General features: G+C 61.4%; 19 protein-coding genes. 9 read left to right on the top strand and 10 right to left on the bottom strand.

Annotated features, from left to right (window positions below):
* Window positions 1-96 precede the first annotated feature (96 nt).
* The 6 genes from ASC80_RS20675 to ASC80_RS20650 all read right to left on the bottom strand — a co-directional run bounded on the left by ASC80_RS20675 (window position 97) and on the right by ASC80_RS20650 (window position 5,676).
* A complete protein-coding gene (locus ASC80_RS20675) occupies window positions 97-837 on the bottom strand; it encodes an ABC transporter ATP-binding protein (protein WP_502690992.1) in 741 nt (246 codons plus the stop codon).
* A complete protein-coding gene (locus tag ASC80_RS20670) occupies window positions 794-1,528 on the bottom strand; it encodes an ABC transporter ATP-binding protein (protein WP_056301479.1) in 735 nt (244 codons plus the stop codon). The genes ASC80_RS20675 and ASC80_RS20670 overlap by 44 nt, the downstream gene beginning before the upstream one ends.
* Entirely contained in the window at window positions 1,525-2,529 is a 1,005-nt protein-coding gene (locus tag ASC80_RS20665) for a branched-chain amino acid ABC transporter permease (protein ID WP_056301477.1), read from the bottom strand. Before ASC80_RS20665 ends, ASC80_RS20670 begins: the two co-directional genes overlap by 4 nt.
* Window positions 2,529-3,407, bottom strand: a complete 879-nt coding sequence (locus tag ASC80_RS20660; protein WP_056301802.1) for a branched-chain amino acid ABC transporter permease — start codon at window positions 3,405-3,407, stop codon at window positions 2,529-2,531. Before ASC80_RS20660 ends, ASC80_RS20665 begins: the two co-directional genes overlap by 1 nt.
* A 152-nt stretch (window positions 3,408-3,559) precedes the next feature.
* A complete protein-coding gene (locus ASC80_RS20655) occupies window positions 3,560-4,801 on the bottom strand; it encodes an ABC transporter substrate-binding protein (protein ID WP_056301475.1) in 1,242 nt (413 codons plus the stop codon).
* A 53-nt stretch (window positions 4,802-4,854) separates the two neighbouring features.
* The gene (locus ASC80_RS20650) at window positions 4,855-5,676 is read right to left on the bottom strand and encodes a putative hydro-lyase (RefSeq protein ID WP_056301473.1); all 822 of its coding nucleotides are present in this window, start codon (window positions 5,674-5,676) and stop codon (window positions 4,855-4,857) included.
* Window positions 5,677-5,789: 113 nt separating this feature from the next.
* Here ASC80_RS20650 and ASC80_RS20645 point away from each other — a divergent pair, with 113 nt between their 5' ends.
* Window positions 5,790-6,671 (top strand): LysR family transcriptional regulator, encoded by an 882-nt coding sequence (locus tag ASC80_RS20645; protein WP_056301472.1) that lies wholly within the window; start codon window positions 5,790-5,792, stop codon window positions 6,669-6,671.
* 18 nt (window positions 6,672-6,689) lie between these two features.
* On the opposite strand, the gene hpaR is transcribed toward ASC80_RS20645, so the two are convergent.
* Window positions 6,690-7,181: a homoprotocatechuate degradation operon regulator HpaR gene (gene hpaR / locus ASC80_RS20640; RefSeq protein WP_056301471.1), complete on the bottom strand. Its 492-nt coding sequence runs from the start codon at window positions 7,179-7,181 to the stop codon at window positions 6,690-6,692.
* A gap of 215 nt (window positions 7,182-7,396) precedes the next feature.
* Between hpaR and ASC80_RS20635 the strand changes: the two genes are divergently transcribed.
* From ASC80_RS20635 to ASC80_RS20620, 4 genes are read left to right on the top strand one after another with little or no spacing between them, the layout of a single operon-like run.
* Window positions 7,397-7,789, top strand: a complete 393-nt coding sequence (locus tag ASC80_RS20635; RefSeq protein WP_056301800.1) for a 5-carboxymethyl-2-hydroxymuconate Delta-isomerase — start codon at window positions 7,397-7,399, stop codon at window positions 7,787-7,789.
* Window position 7,790: 1 nt separating this feature from the next.
* Entirely contained in the window at window positions 7,791-9,332 is a 1,542-nt protein-coding gene (gene hpaE / locus ASC80_RS20630) for a 5-carboxymethyl-2-hydroxymuconate semialdehyde dehydrogenase (RefSeq protein ID WP_056301470.1), read from the top strand.
* Window positions 9,333-9,367: 35 nt separating this feature from the next.
* The gene (gene hpaD / locus ASC80_RS20625) at window positions 9,368-10,351 is read left to right on the top strand and encodes a 3,4-dihydroxyphenylacetate 2,3-dioxygenase (protein ID WP_056301468.1); all 984 of its coding nucleotides are present in this window, start codon (window positions 9,368-9,370) and stop codon (window positions 10,349-10,351) included.
* Between the two features lie 17 nt (window positions 10,352-10,368).
* The gene (locus ASC80_RS20620) at window positions 10,369-11,241 is read left to right on the top strand and encodes a fumarylacetoacetate hydrolase family protein (protein ID WP_056301466.1); all 873 of its coding nucleotides are present in this window, start codon (window positions 10,369-10,371) and stop codon (window positions 11,239-11,241) included.
* Between the two features lie 10 nt (window positions 11,242-11,251).
* Here ASC80_RS20620 and ASC80_RS20615 read toward each other — a convergent pair whose 3' ends face one another.
* The gene (locus ASC80_RS20615) at window positions 11,252-12,067 is read right to left on the bottom strand and encodes an NAD-dependent epimerase/dehydratase family protein (protein ID WP_056301464.1); all 816 of its coding nucleotides are present in this window, start codon (window positions 12,065-12,067) and stop codon (window positions 11,252-11,254) included.
* Between the two features lie 35 nt (window positions 12,068-12,102).
* The gene (locus ASC80_RS20610) at window positions 12,103-12,855 is read right to left on the bottom strand and encodes a FadR/GntR family transcriptional regulator (protein ID WP_162244617.1); all 753 of its coding nucleotides are present in this window, start codon (window positions 12,853-12,855) and stop codon (window positions 12,103-12,105) included.
* Window positions 12,856-13,000: 145 nt separating this feature from the next.
* Between ASC80_RS20610 and ASC80_RS20605 the strand changes: the two genes are divergently transcribed.
* The 3 genes from ASC80_RS20605 (at window position 13,001) to ASC80_RS20595 (ending at window position 15,948) form a co-directional block, all read left to right on the top strand.
* A complete protein-coding gene (locus tag ASC80_RS20605; RefSeq protein ID WP_056301462.1) occupies window positions 13,001-13,987 on the top strand; it encodes a sialic acid TRAP transporter substrate-binding protein SiaP in 987 nt (328 codons plus the stop codon).
* 89 nt (window positions 13,988-14,076) lie between these two features.
* Window positions 14,077-14,652 (top strand): TRAP transporter small permease, encoded by a 576-nt coding sequence (locus ASC80_RS20600; RefSeq protein ID WP_056301460.1) that lies wholly within the window; start codon window positions 14,077-14,079, stop codon window positions 14,650-14,652.
* A 15-nt stretch (window positions 14,653-14,667) separates the two neighbouring features.
* Window positions 14,668-15,948, top strand: a complete 1,281-nt coding sequence (locus ASC80_RS20595) for a TRAP transporter large permease (RefSeq protein WP_056301458.1) — start codon at window positions 14,668-14,670, stop codon at window positions 15,946-15,948.
* Window positions 15,949-15,962: 14 nt separating this feature from the next.
* Here ASC80_RS20595 and ASC80_RS20590 read toward each other — a convergent pair whose 3' ends face one another.
* Window positions 15,963-16,802, bottom strand: coding sequence for an aldo/keto reductase (locus ASC80_RS20590; RefSeq protein WP_056301797.1), 840 nt, complete (start codon window positions 16,800-16,802; stop codon window positions 15,963-15,965).
* Between the two features lie 132 nt (window positions 16,803-16,934).
* Between ASC80_RS20590 and ASC80_RS20585 the strand changes: the two genes are divergently transcribed.
* The gene (locus ASC80_RS20585; RefSeq protein ID WP_056301456.1) at window positions 16,935-18,116 is read left to right on the top strand and encodes a substrate-binding domain-containing protein; all 1,182 of its coding nucleotides are present in this window, start codon (window positions 16,935-16,937) and stop codon (window positions 18,114-18,116) included.
* Window positions 18,117-18,139: the final 23 nt, after the last annotated feature.

Genomic DNA, 18,139 nt, shown 5'->3' with positions numbered 1-18,139 from the left:
CCGAATGAACAACAGAACACCGGTCGCGTACAGCACACTGCACGGCGTTGGGCATTCCTGAATGTTGTTGTGCCGTCTCAGCGGCAGGCCGAATCCCTACATACCGAGATAAGCCCGCCTCACCTCCGGGTTGGCGCGTACGTCAGCTGCGCTGCCGCTCATCACGACACGGCCGGTTTGCAGGACGTAAGCGCGATCTGAAATCTCCAAACACTCCGACAGCCGCTGCTCGACGATCAGGACCGTCACGCCGGTTTCGCGAATCTTCTTCACCGCCGCGAAGATTTCGTCGACCAGTTTCGGCATGATGCCCTGTGAGGGTTCATCAAGCATCAAGAGCTTCGGCCGCGTCATCAGCGCGCGGGCAATCGCCAGCATCTGCTGCTCGCCGCCGGATAGCGTCGCCGCGCGTTGCGTCAATCGCTCCTGCAAACGCGGAAACAGCTTGAACACGATCTCCAGCGGCGCATCGCGATCCGGCGATTTGCGATGCAGGTATGAACCGAGCCGAAGATTGTCCGCGACGCTGAGGCGCGGGAACAGCCGCTTGTTCTCCGGCACATAGGCCAGACCACGGGCGGTGATGAGATGAGCCGGAATGTTATCGATGCGTTCGCCGCCGAAACGGACCTCGCCGGAGCGCGCACGTTCCATGCCTGCGATCGATTTCAGCAGCGTCGATTTTCCGGCGCCGTTGGCGCCTGCGACGGTCACGATCTCATTCTCGCCGACACCGATCGACACGTCCGAGATGGCGACCAGTCCGCGATAGGCTGTGGTGATGTTGGAGACCTCAAGCAGCACGGTGGCGCTCCCCGAGATATGCGGTGATGACATCGTCGTTCCGCACGACATCGGCGGGCTTGCCCTCGGCCAGCACCTTGCCGAGATGCAGCACGACGGCGCGATCGACCAGCGGCATCACCACCTCCATCACATGCTCGACCATGACAACGGTGATGCCGGTTTCGCGGATCTTGCGGATCAGTTCGACGCCCGCCCTCGCTTCGCTCGGCGTCAGGCCGGTCAGCACCTCGTCGAGCAGCAACAGCTTCGGTTCGGTCGCGAGCGCCCTGGCAACCTCAAGGCGCCGTTTCTGCGGCGGGGTGAGTTCCGATGCCGAAGCTTCGGCGCTCGCCGTCAAGCCGACATAGTCGAGCACCTCATGCGCCTTGTTGAGCGCGTCCAGCATACGAGGATAGCGAACGAAAGCACCGACCGTAACGTTTTCGACCACCGACATCGAGTCGAATGACCGCGGCACCTGATACGTGCGGGCAATGCCAAGCTGGCAGCGGCGCGCCGCAGGCAGACTGGCAATATTCTGTCCATTGAACTCGATCACCCCCGACGACACCGGAAATGATCCTGCGATCAGGTTGAACAGCGTCGACTTGCCCGCGCCGTTCGGACCGATCAAGCCGAGGATTTCACCACGGCGGACCTCCAGATTGACGGAATCGTTGGCAACGAGGCCACCGAACCGGCGCGTAACATCCTTGCAGACGATAATCGGTTGCGCGGTCATGCGGCCCCCTTGGTGCGGCTTCTGCTGAAAATACCGAGCAGTCCTTCGGGGCGAGTCAGTGACACGATCATGATGAGTGTGCCGTAGATGATGAGGTCCATGCCCGATCCTGAGCCGCCGAGATAGGAGCGGGTCAGTTCAGCGAGCGGAATGAGGATCAGCGCGCCCACCGCAGGCCCCCACAGCGATCCGATCCCGCCGAGCACCGCAGGCAGCGCCATCAGCAGCGAGAAGCGGAAACTCATGACGCTTTCCGGATCTATGTAAGACACAAACGCAGCGTAGAAGCTGCCGCCGACCGCAGTGAAGAACGCGGAGATCGCGGCGGCGCCCATCTTGGAGTTGAAGATGGTCACGCCAAGGCTTTCCGCAGCTTCCGGCGAATCCTTCACTGCCCGCCACGAATAGCCCCACCGCGACTCCACGATGCCGAAGGTCACGAGCCAGGTGATCGCGAACAGGCCGAGCGCGATGTAGAAATACTCATCCTTGCTGCGGGCGAACTGCATCGTCAGCCAGTTGTCGGGCACGAACGGCCACTGGATGCCGAGCGCCGCGCCGGCGTAGTCCCAGTTATGAACCAGCAACAGACCGATTTCGGCAATCACAAGAGTGGCAATCGAGAAATAATGCCCGGCCAGCCGGAAGCACGGGTAGCCCAGGGCCAGCGCGACAAGCGCGGCGATGATGCCGCCGACCACCATGCCGCCCCATGGGATGATGCCGAAATTCACATAGAGGATGCTGGTCGCATAAGCGCCGATGCCGAAGTACAACGCATGGCCGAGCGACACCTGCCCGCAATAGCCGCCGAGCAAATTCCAGCTCTGCGACAGCGCCGCATACAACAGCGTCAGGATCAGGATGTTCATCATGTAGACATCGCTCACCGCAAGCGGCACCAGCGCGATGACGGCGAACACGACGATGGCGGTGATCAGTTCGCGGCGACGCCTGGTGATAAAGGCGGCGGTGGTCGAGGGAGTTGTAATGGCAGTCATCACAGCCTCCCGAACAGGCCGCGCGGCCTGATGAACAGCACGGCAAGATAGATCGCGTAGACACCGACCGATTTCAGCGCCGGCGGCAGGATCATGGCGGTCATCGCCTCGACCACACCGACGATCAACCCGGCGACCAATGCGCCGAAGATGCTGCCGAAGCCGCCAAGTGCGACAACGACATAGGCGATCAGGGCGAAGGTCGCGCCGACCTGCGGGTGGATGTAGTAGAAGATCGCGAGCACTGCACCGGCAAGACCGACCAGCGCCGCGCCCAGCCCCCAGCCGAGCGCGAAAATCCGGTTGCGGTCGATGCCGACCAGCGCCACCGCGCCCTGATCCTCGCGGGTTGCTTCCAGCGCCTTGCCAAAATCGGTGCGCGTGATCAGCCAGAACAACCCGCCGAACACCGCAAGCGACACCGCGCCTCCGTAAATCTGCGGCCACGGCAGAAACACACCGGCGAGATCGAGCGTCTTGCCGCCGAGCCAGGTGTGGCTGATGGTCCGGTAGTCCGGCGTGAAGAAATACTGCGCCAGCCCCTGGATCAGCAGGCCGAGCCCAAAAGTCGCGAAGATCTGCACCATGCCCTGATTGATCTTGGCGCGCATCGCGTAACGGATCACGCCGACGTAAACCAGCACGCCGAGCGCGAACATCACAGCGACAATGATCGGCGTCAGTACGATCGGATCGAGCGCCGTCAGGAACACCAGCCCGAAAGCCGCATACATCGCGACCATCAGGAATTCGCCGTGTGCAAAGTTGACAACGTCCATCAACCCGAAGATCAGCGACAGGCCGACTGCGATCAGCGCATAAATCAGCCCCATCAAGAGGCCGCTCGCCAAAACCTGAAGAAATCCCTGTGCGGTGATCATTGCACCAGTCCGTGGGGGACGCGGATGTCCCCATGAGAGATCGGGACGCAAGATGTCCCTGCGACAATATCAGCTAAAGGCGGATCGGACAGGGAGAAGGATTCGCTGCCGGAACAGCGTCGTCCTTCTCCACAATATCCGCGTACCGATCAGGCGTTCATCGGCCACTTCGCCTTGGCAATCGCGACGGACTCGGGATAGATCGTCACGAACTTGCCGCCGATGTACTGGATCAGCACCGGATCGGCGTCCGGGTTCTGACCGTCGGCACCGAAGTGCACACTCTTCCACGGCATGATGGTCTGATCGCCCGGCGTGTTGGTGGCGGCGAGCGCGGCGCGGATCTTTTCACCGTCGGTGGACTTCGCGCGATCAATGGCGTCGGCAATGATCAGCACCGCCGTCAACTGGCGCGAGGTGTTGTCGTTGAGATCGCGGCCGGCGCGCTTCTTGAACAGATCGTTGACCGCCGCAATGCTCGGGCGCTTGGCCGCCATGTCGATCGAGAAGCTGGCACGCGAGATCAGGCCATCGAGCTTGTCGCCGACGGCATCGAATGTCGCCTTGTCGGCGAAACCTGCAGCTTGCGCCAGAAGGTTCTTCGGCTTGTAGCCGAGTTCGTCCATGGTCTTGACCAGCAGGATCGAGTCCGTGGTGTAGCTCGACGGCAGCAGCACGTCCGGATTGGCGGTCTTGAGCTGTTGCACTTCGGACGTCAGCGACGGTGAATTCGAGCGATACTTGATGTCGGCGACAACCTTGTAGCCGCGTTCCGCTGCGAGCTTGCGCTGCGTGTTGGAGGAATCGGTGCCGAAGATCGTGTCCTCGAAGAACAGGCCGACGGTGTCGATCTTCTTGCCGTTCTTCTTTTCCTGATCGAGGAAGTCGAACATGCCCTTGGAGAACATCTCGTCATGGGCAGCGGCGCGGAAGAAGAATTTCAGGTTGCGGCGATGCAGGCTCGGCGACGAGGAATCGGCCGCGAGATACGGGATGCCATAGCGCTCGCATGAGGCACTGACGGTCGACGACACCGAAGAATGAAACGCGCCGAGAATGGCGCAAACCTTGTCCTGGGTGATCAGGCGTTCGGCCTCGGCCCGGCCTTTTTGCGGATCGCCCTGATGGTCGGCGAAGATCAGCTTGATCTTGGCGCCGCCAAGACCGGCAATGCCGGCATTTTTCGCGGTCGGCAAATTGATGTCGAAGGAGCCGTTGACGATCTCGACCGCGGTTTCCAGCGCGTGTTTGGCGTCGACGCCGACCTGCGCGCTCGCGCCGGTCAACGGCCAGATCGCGCCGATCGCAACCTCTTTTGCCCCTTGGGCAAATGCCCGCGTTCCCAGCAACGACAGAACGGCACCGCTCATAAGTACTTCGCGACGATTCATTTTAATCCCCTCCTCTGTTTGCCGGCGCGAGCCGGCGATCCCAAAGCGTGTCCTCAAACCGATAGTTTATTGTTGTGCAAATCCGTGACCAGCATGCACCCAGGTGCATGGGTAATAGCGAAATCAGGCTTCGACTCCAGAATGATCGACTGCGGAGTAACGCCGCATGCCCAAAAGACCGGCACTTCATCAGGCGCAATGCTGACGGAATCGCCATAGTCCGGTCTGGCAATGTCCTTGATGCCGATCATCTCCGGCTTGTCGAAATGAACCGGCGCGCCGTGTACCGCCGGAAAGCGGGTGGTGATCTGGATCGCGCGAATGGCTTCGGCGGGCTTGAACGGCCGCATCGACACCACCATCCGGCCGGCGAAGGGCCCGGCAGGCGTGCACGCGATCGACGTGCGATACATCGGGACGTTGCGCTTTTCCTCGATATGGCGGATGCCGAGCCCGTCCGCCATCAACGCTTCCTCGAACGAATAAGAACAGCCGAGCACGAACGCGACGAGATCCTTGCGCCAGTGCGCCATGATGTCGATCGGTTCCTCGACCAGTTCGCCGTCTCGCCAGACGCGATAGCGCGGCAGATCGGTGCGGATATCGAGATCTATCCCCAATTCCGGAATCCGCGGATTGCCGACTTCGGACATTCCGATGATCGGGCACGGCTTGGGGTTGAGCTGGCAGAAGCGGTGAAACGATGCGGCGAGCTTCTCCGGAAGAATGGCAAGGTTGCCCTGGACGTACCCGGGGGCGACGCCCGCGGTCACCCCATCCCATCCCGAACGGCACGCCAGCCGCGCATCGTGACTGGCCGATCCCGACCCTTCACGATCGGAAGTTGAGCCTGCCCGCTTGAATTCGGTGTCCATCGCACACATCCCGTTTCGTCGATGCGAACTGGACCATTGCTGTTCGATAATGTCTAATCGTCATTTCTGATGCAGAAGGATAAATTCTGCTAATCGTAAGCTGGCGGTTCGCGATGGTGGATTTCAAGACGATCGAGACATTTCTGTGGGTTGCGACGCTCGGCAGTTTTCGCGGTGCAGCACAGAAATTGAACACGACCCAGCCCGCGATCTCGCAGCGCATCGCCCAGCTCGAGGAGGAGATGGGCGTAAAGCTGTTGCAGCGCGACAGGCGGGCGGCGTCGCTGACGCCGAGCGGCCGGCAGATGATGCTGTATGCGGAAAAGCTGATCGGGCTGCGGGCCGAAATGCTGGCGGCGGTGCGGGATCGTTCGGCAATGCGCGGCGTGCTGCGCCTCGGCGTTTCGGAAACGATCGTGCACACCTGGCTGCCGCGTCTGATCGCCAGCGTGAACAGCGCCCACCCCAATCTCTCGCTCGAGATCGAAGTCGACATCACGCCCAACCTGCGGGCGCGTCTGCTCGCGCAGGAAATCGACCTGGCGTTCCTGCTCGGTCCGCTATCTATTTCAACAATCAGGAACCGGGTGCTGTGCGATTATCCGATCGCATTCGTCGCCAGCCCGTCGCTCGGCCTTGGGACTGGCATGCTCACCGTGCACGATCTTGCGCGCTTTCCGATCATCACCTTCCCGCGCAAGACACAGCCCTATGAAATCATCCGCTCGCTGTTCAACCGCCCCGGCGTGCCGCATACCCGGCTTCATGCCAGTGCGTCGCTCGCCACCGTGATCCACATGGCAATCGAAGGCCTCGGCGTCGCGGTGATCCCGACCGCCATCGTCGAGCACGAACTCAAGGAAGGCCGCCTGCAGTTGCTGTCCACCGATCTGCAGGTGCCGACATTGACCTTCTCGGCGAGCTGGCTCGCGGCTCCCGATACGCTCGCGGTCGAGATGGTGGCGGGGCTTGCGGTCGATCTTGCACAAGGTTGACGCCGCGAAAGGACAAGTTCACTTGCGGCGCTTGCCAGCACGGCTTGGCGCAGCATTTTCCAGATCGCTGAGCATCTCGTGCAGAAGCTTAAGTTTCGTGGCGCCGTAGCGCCGCGCCAGCCCGGCATAAGTCGCCTCTGAAAACGGCGCAACCTTGGCAATCAATGCGACCCCTGCCGGCGCAATCGAGACGAAACCGCGACGCAGATCGTCGTCCGATGCGCGACGTGTGACCAGCCGGCGAGCTTCGAGATCGCGCAAGATTCGCGACAGACTGGGTCCCAACAGAAAAGTCGCGTTCGCCAGTTCCGCGATCTCCATCTCCGCGCCAGCGGAGAGCGCCCGCAGGATGCGCCATTGCTGTTCGGTGATCCCATGATCGCGCAATACCGGACGGAACTCCCGCATCACCGCTTCGCGCGCGCGCAACAGCGCCATCGGCAAGGAACGGGAGAAACCCCGCATCGGCAGCCGCTTCACACCGGAACCTGACTGCGCGCGTTTGGTCATCGTCGCTGATGCTTCCGGATTTCAAGATATCCCAACACGGGAAAGTGAAACGCGGCGCAATACCACGGATGGAGTATGCCCGGCGTGAGCCGCACCGATTGCACCAATTTAACATGTTAAATATATTGCAGGCAAGCTTCCGGCTCGATCCGACCAGAGGCTCTTGATTTCCTGGCTGTTGCCGTCTTTTTCAAAACACGTTGAGCGTCGAACCGATGCCGCATTTCACCATCGAATACTCGTCCAATCTCGACGGCCTGATCGATATGCAGGCGACCGTCGAGGTGGTTCGCAAGGCCGCTGTCGAGACCGGGATTTTCCCGCTCGGCGGCATCCGCGTTCGCGCTGTGCGCTGCGAACACTATGCGATCGCGGACGGCCGCCCCGGCCTCGGCTTTCTCGACATGGTGCTGCGCCTTGGCGAAGGCCGCGATCTCGCCACCCGCCAGGCTGCCGGCGAAAAAATCTTCGATGCGCTGTCGCGCCATCTCGATCCGGTTTTTGCCGCAAGCAAATTCGCCCTGTCGTTCGACATGCAGATCAACGACAAGGACACAAGCTGGAAGCGCAACAACATTCACGATCTTCTTTCATCCGAGGCAAAATAACATGACCAGGGCTTCCGGCGACAGCGCCGCGATCTTCAAGGCCAATCAGGATCGGGCCGCACCTCTGCTCGCCAAGCTGCGCGCCGACGGCATTGGCCATATGATCGGCGGTGGAACGGTCGCGGCGAGCAACGGCGAAGTGTTCGAGACGCATTCTCCGATCAGCGGCAACTCGCTTGCTTTCGTCGCGCGCGGTGACGCCGCCGATATCGACCTCGCAGCGCAAGCCGCGCAGCGCGCATTCAAGCCATGGCGCGACATGCCGGCGACTGCCCGCAAGAAACTCCTGCACAAGGTGGCAGATGCTATCGTGGCGCGGGCCGACGACATTGCCGTGCTCGAGTGCATCGATACCGGACAGGCCCATCGTTTCATGGCGAGGGCCGCGATCCGTGCCGCGGAAAATTTTCGCTTCTTTGCCGACCGCGCCACCAAAGCGCGGGACGGCCTCAACACGCCGAGCGATGAGCACTGGAACGTATCGACCCGGGTACCCATTGGCCCGGTCGGCGTCATCACGCCGTGGAACACGCCGTTCATGCTTTCAACCTGGAAGATTGCGCCTGCCCTCGCCGCTGGCTGCACTGTCGTTCACAAGCCAGCGGAATGGTCACCGGTGACCGCCGATCTGCTGGCGAAAATCGTCAAGGATGCTGGCGTTCCGGACGGCGTGCTCAACACCGTTCACGGCTACGGTGAGGAAGCCGGCAAGGCGCTGACGCAGCATCCTGCGATCAAGGCGATCGCCTTCGTCGGCGAAAGCGCCACTGGTGCGGCGATCATGGCGCAGGGCGCACCGACGCTGAAGCGCGTCCACTTCGAACTCGGCGGCAAGAACCCGGTCATTGTGTTCGACGACGCCGATCTCGACCGCGCGCTGGATGCCGTGGTGTTCATGATCTACTCGCTGAACGGTGAACGCTGCACGTCATCAAGCCGGTTGCTGATCCAGGAGAGCATCGCCGACAAATTCAACGAGCGCCTCGCTGCCCGTGTCAAGACGCTGAAGATCGGCCACCCGCTCGATCCGGCCACCGAAGTCGGTCCGCTGATTCACGAAACCCATCTCGAAAAGGTCTGTTCCTATTTCGACATCGCGCGGCAGGATGGCGCGACCATCGCCGTCGGCGGCAAGCCGTTCGACGGCCCCGGCGGCGGCCATTATATCGAACCGACATTGGTGACAGGCGCGCACTCGACCATGCGGGTTGCACAGGAGGAAGTGTTCGGACCGTTCCTGACCGTGATCCCGTTCCGGGACGAAGCCGACGCCATCGAGATCGCCAACTCGGTGCAATACGGCCTGACCGGCTACGTCTGGACCGGCGACATGGGCCGTGGGCTGCGCGTCGCCGACGCGCTCGAAGCCGGGATGATCTGGCTCAATTCTGAAAACGTCCGCCATCTGCCGACCCCGTTCGGCGGCATGAAGGCATCGGGGATCGGTCGAGACGGCGGCGATTACTCGTTTGACTTCTATATGGAAACCAAACATGTCTCCCTCGCCAAGGGGACTCACAAAATTCAGCGTCTTGGCGCCTGAGCGAATACCGGGAGCGCGAACACGAGGATACGACCATGCCGGTGCCGCAACACGTTTTCGATCCGCCGTTCAACATTATCCGTTGCAGCCACGCGGTACTCGACGTCACCAATCTCGATGCCAGCCGCGAATTTTACGAATCGATGATCGGCCTCCATGTCGAGGACAGCACCGGCGACGCGATCTATCTGCGCGGCAGTGAAGAACGTCAGCATCACTCGCTGGTGCTCCGAAAATCGGCCACCGCAGCCTGCAACCGCATCGGATTTCGTGTCGCGACGGACGACGATCTCGACAAGGCGGCAGCGTTCTGCGCGGGTAACGGTTTGTCTCACAACTTTGTAGAACAGCCGTTTCAGGGACGGACGCTACAACTGACCGATCCCTTCGGCTTCCAGATCGAACTCTACGCCGCGATGGACAAGCGCCCGCATCTGCTGCGGCGCTATGATCTCTATAAGGGCTGCCACCCGCAGCGGCTCGATCATTTCAACGTGTTCGCCCCCGAAGTGCAGGACACGATGGATTTTTACGCCCGCCTCGGCTTCCGGCTGACGGAATACGCCGAGGAGGATGGCGAGAACGGCCGCATCGCCGCCGCTTGGATGCACCGCAAGGGCAACGTCCACGATTTCGCGATCACCAACGGCCGCGGCCCGCGCCTGCATCACTTCGCCTATTGGGTGCCGACCGCGATGAACATCCTGCATCTGTGCGACGTGATGGCGAGCGCGGGATATCTGCGCAATATCGAGCGCGGACCGGGACGGCACGGCATCTCCAACGCCTTCTTTCTTTATGTCCGCGACCCCGATGGCCACCGCCTCGAAATCTACACCAGCGACTACAACACCATGGACCCCGACCACGAGCCGATGCGCTGGTCGCTAAACGATCCGCGGCGACAGACACTTTGGGGCGCGGCCGCGCCACGCTCATGGTTCGAGGAAGGCTCACCCTTCCCCGCTGTGCCCGTGCGCGAACCCAAATTCGCCGCCAAGGTCACGATCGCCGACTGAGGCGGGAGAGCCAACTCATGAAGACAGCGCGCTTCGTTTCATTCTCCATCGACGGTCAGGACCGTTACGGCGCGGCCACCGATCGCGGGATCGTCGATCTTTCCGAGCGCATCGGCAGTGAATTTCCGACGCTGCGCGACGCCATCGCAAAAGGCGCGCTATCTCGCCTTGCCGACGAAGCCGCAAGACACTCACCCGACCATGCGCTGGACGGCGTGCCGCTGTTGCCGCCGATTCCGTTTCCGGAAAAGATCATCTGCATCGGCGTGAACTATCCCGACCGCAACGAGGAATACAAGGACGAACAGGCCGCACCGAGGTATCCCAGCATGTTCATGCGCGCGCCGCGCTCTTTCGTCGGCCATGGCGCGCCGCTGGTCCGGCCGCGCGTCTCGCAGCAACTCGACTACGAAGGCGAAGTGGTTCTGGTGGTCGGCAAGGCCGGACGCCACATCGCTGAGCGCGATGCGCTGGATCACGTCGCCGGCATTACCCTCTGCAATGAGGGAACGATCCGTGACTGGGTGCGCCACGCCAAGTTCAACGTCACGCAGGGCAAGAACTTCGATTCCACCGGAAGCCTCGGGCCGTGGCTCGTGCCATTCACCGATGAAGCGCAGATCGCGGACATCCGCCTCACCACCAGGGTCAACGGCGAACTGCGCCAGGACGACCGCACCAGCCGGATGATCTTCCCGTTCCGTTATCTCATCAATTACATCTCGACCTTCGCCACCCTGGTGCCGGGGGACGTCATCGTTACCGGAACGCCGACCGGGGCCGGCGCGCGGTTCGATCCGCCACGCTTTCTCAAACCCGGCGACATGATCGAGGTCGAAGCGGAGAACATCGGCCTGCTGCGCAACAGCGTCATCGACGAGGCCGCGTAAACGCGCCGCGCTACGCCTTTTTGATCTGCTCCAGCAAGCCTGAGAATTCAGCCGAGCAAAATGCCCCGCCCTGAAAGATGTCGCCGACCGGATCGGGCGGCAGCTTCGCCTGCGCGGCCAGTGCTTCAGCAGCATGATCTTCCGCGCGATCCCGTGGCCGGTAGCCGAGCTCGTGCGCACGCTCGTTGTTCCACCACGCCCGTTCATTGTCCGACATGCCGTAGACGATCTCATGAACAAGGCCCGGCATCTCCAGCCCGATGCGGATAAGGGCGACCAGATCGTCAGGGCTGAGCCAGATCGACAGCCGCCGCTGGTCGACCGGACGATCGTCCATATTGCCGATGCGGATGCAGAACGATCCGATGCCGTGCTTGAAAGCATAGAACGCGGCCAGCGCCTCGCCGAACGCCTTGCTGACGCCGTAGCGCGAGTCCGGCCGCACCATTTCATTCACGCCAATCGTCTCTGCGCGCGGATAGAATCCCACGGCATGGTTCGACGATGCGAACACCGCGCGCTTCACACCGGCCTGATGGGCGGCCTCGAACAGATGATAAGTGCCGATGATGTTGGCATTCAGGATGGTGTCCCACGGCCCTTCCACCGAATGACCGCCGAGATGGATGATACCCTCGACACCTTCGACTGCGCGGCGGACTGCGCCGAAATCCGCCAGATCGGCAGGGACGAACGTTTCGCCGGGCAGAAGATCGGCGGGTATCATGAGATCACTGAGGATCAGTTCGGGATAGAGCGGCCGCAACAGCTTGCGCAGACGCGTCCCGATGCCGCCGCTTGCGCCCGTCAGAAGAACTTTCCGCATGTCATTACCCTGCGCGATGACCGAAGGGTGCGCGCCTAGCCTGCCTCGGCTTCAACCAGCTGACGGTATCGCTCCTGCCCGCTGACCAGATGAAACCGCATTACCTCACGCGCCTTGTCCGGCGTGCGCGCGCGGATCGCCTCGAGAACGGCCTCATGCTCGGTTTCGACCTGTTTCAGATAGATTTGCAGCTGTTCCGGCTTGCCCTCGAACGTCCAGATACTCTGGCGCGGAATAATGAGGCCGCCGAGAAAATCGAGAAAGCCGGTAAATCTTGGATTGCCGGTCGCAACTGCGATCGACAGGTGGAAATCGAAATCCTCCTTCACAGCGCGATCTCCACGCGAAATAGCGCGGCTGAACACCGACAACGCCTTGGCGATGGCCCTGATCTGCGTCGCGGTCGCCCGCTCGCTGGCGATCGCCGCGGCCTCGATCTCGACCGCAGTGCGCAATTCCAGAACTTCGACCACGCTGCTGAGAGAGCCCAATCCCTCCGGATTGATCATGTATGGCCGCGTATCGCTGTCGGCGCTGACGAAAGCCCCCGCTCCTTGCCGGGTCATGACCAATCCACGCGCGCGCAGGGCGGAAATTGCCTCGCGGACCACGGTGCGGCTGACGCCCATCGCCGCCATCATTTCCTGCTCGGTCGGCAATTTGGCGCCGACCGGCAATCGGCCAGCTTGGATTTGCGCTGCAATGCGCTCGACCACTTCCTCGGTCCGGCGGCGGACCGGGCTGAGTGGGCGCAACAATCTCGGCCGCGAAGCGGAGGACGTCTTCATGGCGCTAATCACCTTGACCTGTTTTGTACGGTCATCGTACAAATTTGCTAACACTGCATCGATACGGGAAGCAACCCCGTTCCGATCGCGGGGCAACGGGCCCGACCAATGAGGCTCCGGATAAACAGCTTTGCGGGAGGATCCCATGTCCAACTGGATACGCAGTCTTTGTATCGCCGCGACGCTTGTCGCGGCAAGTGCCGTTATCGTCGCGCCCGCCTCCGCCCAAACCAAACTGAAATGGGCGCACGTCTATGAGGTGGCGGAGCCTTATCATGTAAACGCCCTCTGGGCGGCGGATGAAATCAAGAAACGCACCAACGGCAAGTACGAGATACAAGTTTTCCCGGCCTCGCAGCTCGGCAACGAAAACCAGATCAATGAAGGCCTCGGTCTCGGCACGCTCGACATGATCTATACCGGCGTCGCCTTCGCCGGCTCGATACACAAGCCGCTGGCGATCACCAACGCGCCGTTCATCCTGCGCGACTACAACCACTGGAAGGCCTATCGCGATAGCAAGCTTTTCAGCGACATCGCCAAGGGCTACGAGGACAAGACCAAGCACAAGATCGTTGCCCTGAATTACTACGGCCAGCGCCACGTCACCGCCAACAAGCCAATCAACAAGCCGGAAGACATGAAGGGCATGAAACTGCGCGTGCCCCCGGCACCGCTGTTTTTGATGTTCACCAAATCGGTCGGTGCCAACGCGACCCCGATCGCCTTCGCCGAAGTCTATCTCGCGCTTCAGCAGGGAACGGTCGACGGTCAGGAAAACCCGCTGCCGACGATCATGGCCAAGAAATTCTACGAAGTGCAGAGTCATATCATCCTGACCGGCCACATCACGGAATCGCTGGTCACCGTGGTCGGGAATCACGTCTGGGCCAAGCTGACGCCGGATGAACGCAAGATCTTCGAGGATGTGCTGAAAGAAGCCGCGTCGAAAACATCCGAGACGATCCATGCGTCGGAGCTGACACTGGCCGACGAGTTCAAGAAGCTCGGCAAGACCGTGATCGTCCCCGACCGTGAGGCCTTCCGCAAGGCGGCGATCCCGCTGCACAACGACCCGGCCGCCGGAGCCGGATGGTCGAAGGCCGAATACGACGCCTTGCAGGCGCTCTAGGCTATCTGGCGGCGCGGCGACGTCCGCGCCGCCGCGCCGTTTGCGATGACCGGATCGCGGCTTCGCGATCGGACGGTTCGGGGGCTCGTATGACCACATCTCATAAACCGGCTGTGCCAGACGCAGCGACTGACGATGTTCATCTGATCGTCGCGCAGGATGAAGACGTCACGATCGAGTATCATCCGGAAGACTGGCTCGCTTTTGTCCTGTTCTGGGCTCTGGCGCTGATCGTGTTCCTGCAGTTTTTTACCCGCTACATCCTCAACGACAGCCTGGCCTGGACCGAGGAAATCGCCCGCTACGGACTGATGTGGCTGACATTCATCGGCGGCGCAGTCGTGACGCGAAAGAAAAGTCATATCGCGGTCGAATTGCTGTCGAACCTGATGAAGCCGGGACCATTGCGGTCTGCCCTCCTCGCGCTGGTCGATTTCGTCACCCTCGGCTTTCTCGGCCTGCTGTGCTGGTTCTCAATCCCGATCGTCGAACGGATGCATGACCAGCGCATGACCGTATTCGATCTTCCCATGAGCTATGTCTACGGCGGCGTGGCTGTCGGCTGCTTCCTGATGTTCATTCGGGAAGCGGTGACGGTGTGGGGCAACGGACGGCAAGGCTGGCGCAAGCCACATGACATGATCGAACAGATTCACGCGGATTGAGAAAAGAGCAGATCGATGGCCATCGTCGTTTTCATTTTCTTCCTCGTGCTGCTGGCAGGCATTCCCGTCTTCATCGCACTGGCAGGCTCGGCCCTGCTCTACACCCACTTCATTGCGAACATTCCCGATTTCGTCATCCTTCATCGCATGGCCGGCGGCATCGACAGCTTTCCGCTGCTGGCAGTGCCGTTTTTCATTCTCGCCGGCAACCTGATGAACTCTGCCGGGATCACCAACCGCATCTACGATTTCGCGGTTGCGACCTGCGGCTGGATGCGCGGCGGCCTCGCTCAGGTGAACATTTTCGGCTCGGTAATCTTCGCAGGCATGTCCGGCACCGCGATTGCCGATGCCGCCGGTCTCGGCACCATCGAGATCAAGGCGATGCAGGACCACGGCTACGACATCGAGTTCTCCGTCGGCGTCACGGCGGCTTCGGCGACGCTCGGACCGATCATCCCGCCGTCGCTCCCCTTCGTCATCTACGGCATGATGGCGAACGTCTCGATCGGCGCGTTGTTCCTCGGCGGCTGCATCCCCGGCCTCGTCATGACGATCTTCATGATGAGCTACGTTTACTATTGCGCGCGCAAATACAATATGGGCTCCGACCAGGCTTTCAAATGGGGCGTGCTCGGACGCACATTCATTGCAGCGCTGCCGGCGCTGCTGACACCGACCCTGATCGTCGGCGGCATGACCTTCGGCTGGTTCACGCCCACTGAAGCTGCGGTCGCGGCCTGCACGTGGGCGCTGATCCTCGGCGTATTTCTCTACCGGTCGCTGTCCCTCAAGCAGTTTTACAAGGTCACGATGGACACCATCGAGACCACCGCTGGCGTTCTACTGATCGTCGCCGCGGCATCGTTGTTCGGCTGGGTTCTGACCACGACACGGCTGACGGAAGCCGGCGCCGAGGCGCTGCTCAGCCTCACCGACAACCGTTACATCATTCTGCTCCTGATCAACGTGCTGCTGCTGATCGTCGGGTGTTTCCTCGAGCCGATCGCCGCGATCAGCATTCTCGTTCCGGTGCTGATGCCGGTCATCGCCAAGGTCGGCATCGACCCGGTGCATTTCGGGGTGATGATGACGCTGAACCTGATGATCGGGCTGCTGCACCCGCCGCTCGGCATGGTGCTGTTCGTCTTGTCGCGGATCGCCAAACTCTCGATTGAGCGCACCACCATGGCGATTGTGCCGTGGCTGCTGCCGCTGCTGGCGTCACTGATCGCGATCACCATGATCCCCGAACTGACACTGTGGCTGCCCCGCGTGTTCGGCGTAATCAAATAGCGCGATGCCTGCCATCAAAGCATCGGCAGGCTGCGCGGCTCCTTACCGCGCGGAAACGCCTTCTCGAGCGCCGCGATGTCGTCTTTCGTCAGCGTGAGATGGCCCGCCGCCGCATTATCCGCCGCATGACCGGCTGACGACGCCTTCGGGATCGCGAACACCGATGCGCGCCGTGTCAGAAAAGCCAGAGCCACCTGACGCGGCGTTGCGCCGTGCGCTCTCGCAATCGTCTCCAGCACCCGACCACCCGCACTGCCGGGCTGCGGAAACTCATTGTGACCGAACGGCGAGTACGCAACGACAGCAACGCCATGCGCCTCGCACCACGGGATCACCGAATGCTCGATGGCACGCTCCTGCAGATGATAGAGCACCTGATTGCAGGCGATGCGCCCCGCTCCCGCCACGCCAAGCAATTCGTCGAGATCGTCCGCGTCGAAGTTGCTGACGCCCCATGACAGGATTTTTCCTGCCGTCACAAGCTCCTCGAACGCCGCGACCGTTTCCGTCAGCGAATATTGCCCACGCCAGTGCAGCAGGTAGCAATCGAGCCGGTCGGTGCGCAACCGCTTTAGCGACCGTTCGCACGCCGTGATCGTGCCGCGCCGCGAGGCATTGCTCGGTAACACCTTCGACACGATAAAGGTTTGATCGCGCCGGCTGTCGACAGCATCGGCGACCACCAGCTCGGCATCACCATACATCTCGGCAGTGTCGATATGAGTCATCCCGAGATCGATTCCCTTGCGGAGCGCCGCGACCGCCGCCGCACGATCACCGTGGTCGATATACCAGGTGCCTTGACCGATCACTGGAACCGGACGTTGGGTCATCCCAAATGGACGCTGCGTCATGCCGCCTGTTTGCTTTGTCATAAAATTTACAGCCTCGTTTTCCGTCTTTCATCATCCCGTGAATCGTCCGCGAAACAATTGGTATTTTTTGCGGCCCTATGTAAGGTCCGAAGTGATCTAGAGGAGGACTCGATGCGTAAACATGTAATTCTCGCGGCAGTCACGCTCGCGCTGGCAGCATCCGCCGCGCATGCCGACGATCTCAAAATTGCTCTCATTTATGGCAAGACCGGCCCGCTCGAGGCCTATGCCAAGCAGACCGAAACCGGCCTGCGGATGGGGCTGGAATACGCCACCAAGAATACGATGACGGTCGACGGCCGCAAGATCGTGATCATCACCAAGGACGATCAGGGCAAGCCGGACCTCGCGAAAGCCGCGCTGGCGGAAGCCTATCAGGACGACAAGGTTGACATCGCCATCGGCACCACCGCATCCGGCGCCGCACTGGCCATGCTGCCGATCGCCGAGGAAAACAAGAAAATCCTGATCGTCGAACCGGCGGTGGCCGACGCCATCACCGGTGAGAAGTGGAATCGGTACATCTTCCGCACCAGCCGCAACTCGTCGCAGGACGCAATCTCCAATGCGGTCGCCATCGGCCAGAAGGGCGTGACCATCGCCACGCTGGGCCAGGACAACGCCTTCGGCCGGGACGGTGTCGGCGCGTTCAAGGACGCACTGGCGAAAACCGGAGCGACTCTCGCAACCGAAGAATATGTGCCGCCGGCGACCACCGATTTCACCGCCGCTGGGCAGCGCCTGTTCGACGCGCTGAAGGACAAGCCGGGCCGCAAGATCATCTGGGTGATCTGGGCGGGCGGCGGCGATCCGCTGACCAAGCTGCAGGACATGGACCCGAAGCGCTATGGCATCGAACTGTCCACCGGCGGCAACATCCTCCCCGCCCTCGCCGCCTATAAGCGGCTGCCGGGCATGGAAGGCGCAACTTATTATTACTACGGCATCCCGAAGAACCCGGTGAACGACTGGCTGGTGAGCGAGCACGAGAAGCGCTTCAAGTCACCGCCGGACTTCTTCACCGCCGGCGGCTTCGCGGCCGCGATGGCGGCGGTGACCGCCGTGCAGAAGGCGAAATCCACCGACACCGAGAAGCTGATCGCCGCCATGGAAGGCATGGAGTTCGATACGCCGAAGGGCAAGATGATCTTCCGCAAGGAAGACCATCAGGCGCTGCAAAGCATGTATCACTTCAAGGTCAAGGTCGATCCCAACCTGCCGTGGGCGGTCAACGAGCCAGTGCGCGAGTTGAAGATCGAGGACATGGCCATCCCGATCAAGAACAAGCGGTAAGCCACCGCAACAACCGAGTACCT

Origin of the sequence: Afipia sp. Root123D2, assembly GCF_001425835.1 — a bacterium.
Taxonomy (GTDB): domain Bacteria; phylum Pseudomonadota; class Alphaproteobacteria; order Rhizobiales; family Xanthobacteraceae; genus Afipia.
The sequence above is the reverse complement of the archived record's forward strand: the minus strand, read 5'-3'. Positions and strand labels throughout refer to the sequence as shown.

Excerpts from the sequence above, each read along its gene's own strand:
- ASC80_RS20635 (WP_056301800.1), top strand. The coding sequence starts at position 7,397 with ATGCCGCATTTCACCATCGAATACTCGTCCAATCTCGACGGCCTGATC.
- ASC80_RS20670 (WP_056301479.1), bottom strand. The coding sequence starts at position 1,528 with ATGACCGCGCAACCGATTATCGTCTGCAAGGATGTTACGCGCCGGTTC.
- ASC80_RS20600 (WP_056301460.1), top strand. The coding sequence starts at position 14,077 with ATGACCACATCTCATAAACCGGCTGTGCCAGACGCAGCGACTGACGAT.
- ASC80_RS20595 (WP_056301458.1), top strand. The coding sequence starts at position 14,668 with ATGGCCATCGTCGTTTTCATTTTCTTCCTCGTGCTGCTGGCAGGCATT.
- ASC80_RS20675 (WP_502690992.1), bottom strand. The coding sequence starts at position 837 with ATGTCATCACCGCATATCTCGGGGAGCGCCACCGTGCTGCTTGAGGTC.
- hpaE (WP_056301470.1), top strand. The coding sequence starts at position 7,791 with ATGACCAGGGCTTCCGGCGACAGCGCCGCGATCTTCAAGGCCAATCAG.
- ASC80_RS20610 (WP_162244617.1), bottom strand. The coding sequence starts at position 12,855 with ATGAAGACGTCCTCCGCTTCGCGGCCGAGATTGTTGCGCCCACTCAGC.
- ASC80_RS20665 (WP_056301477.1), bottom strand. The coding sequence starts at position 2,529 with ATGACTGCCATTACAACTCCCTCGACCACCGCCGCCTTTATCACCAGG.
- ASC80_RS20645 (WP_056301472.1), top strand. The coding sequence starts at position 5,790 with ATGGTGGATTTCAAGACGATCGAGACATTTCTGTGGGTTGCGACGCTC.
- ASC80_RS20615 (WP_056301464.1), bottom strand. The coding sequence starts at position 12,067 with ATGCGGAAAGTTCTTCTGACGGGCGCAAGCGGCGGCATCGGGACGCGT.
- ASC80_RS20655 (WP_056301475.1), bottom strand. The coding sequence starts at position 4,801 with ATGAATCGTCGCGAAGTACTTATGAGCGGTGCCGTTCTGTCGTTGCTG.
- ASC80_RS20585 (WP_056301456.1), top strand. The coding sequence starts at position 16,935 with ATGCGTAAACATGTAATTCTCGCGGCAGTCACGCTCGCGCTGGCAGCA.
- ASC80_RS20605 (WP_056301462.1), top strand. The coding sequence starts at position 13,001 with ATGTCCAACTGGATACGCAGTCTTTGTATCGCCGCGACGCTTGTCGCG.
- hpaR (WP_056301471.1), bottom strand. The coding sequence starts at position 7,181 with ATGACCAAACGCGCGCAGTCAGGTTCCGGTGTGAAGCGGCTGCCGATG.
- ASC80_RS20620 (WP_056301466.1), top strand. The coding sequence starts at position 10,369 with ATGAAGACAGCGCGCTTCGTTTCATTCTCCATCGACGGTCAGGACCGT.
- ASC80_RS20590 (WP_056301797.1), bottom strand. The coding sequence starts at position 16,802 with ATGACGCAGCGTCCATTTGGGATGACCCAACGTCCGGTTCCAGTGATC.
- ASC80_RS20650 (WP_056301473.1), bottom strand. The coding sequence starts at position 5,676 with ATGGACACCGAATTCAAGCGGGCAGGCTCAACTTCCGATCGTGAAGGG.
- hpaD (WP_056301468.1), top strand. The coding sequence starts at position 9,368 with ATGCCGGTGCCGCAACACGTTTTCGATCCGCCGTTCAACATTATCCGT.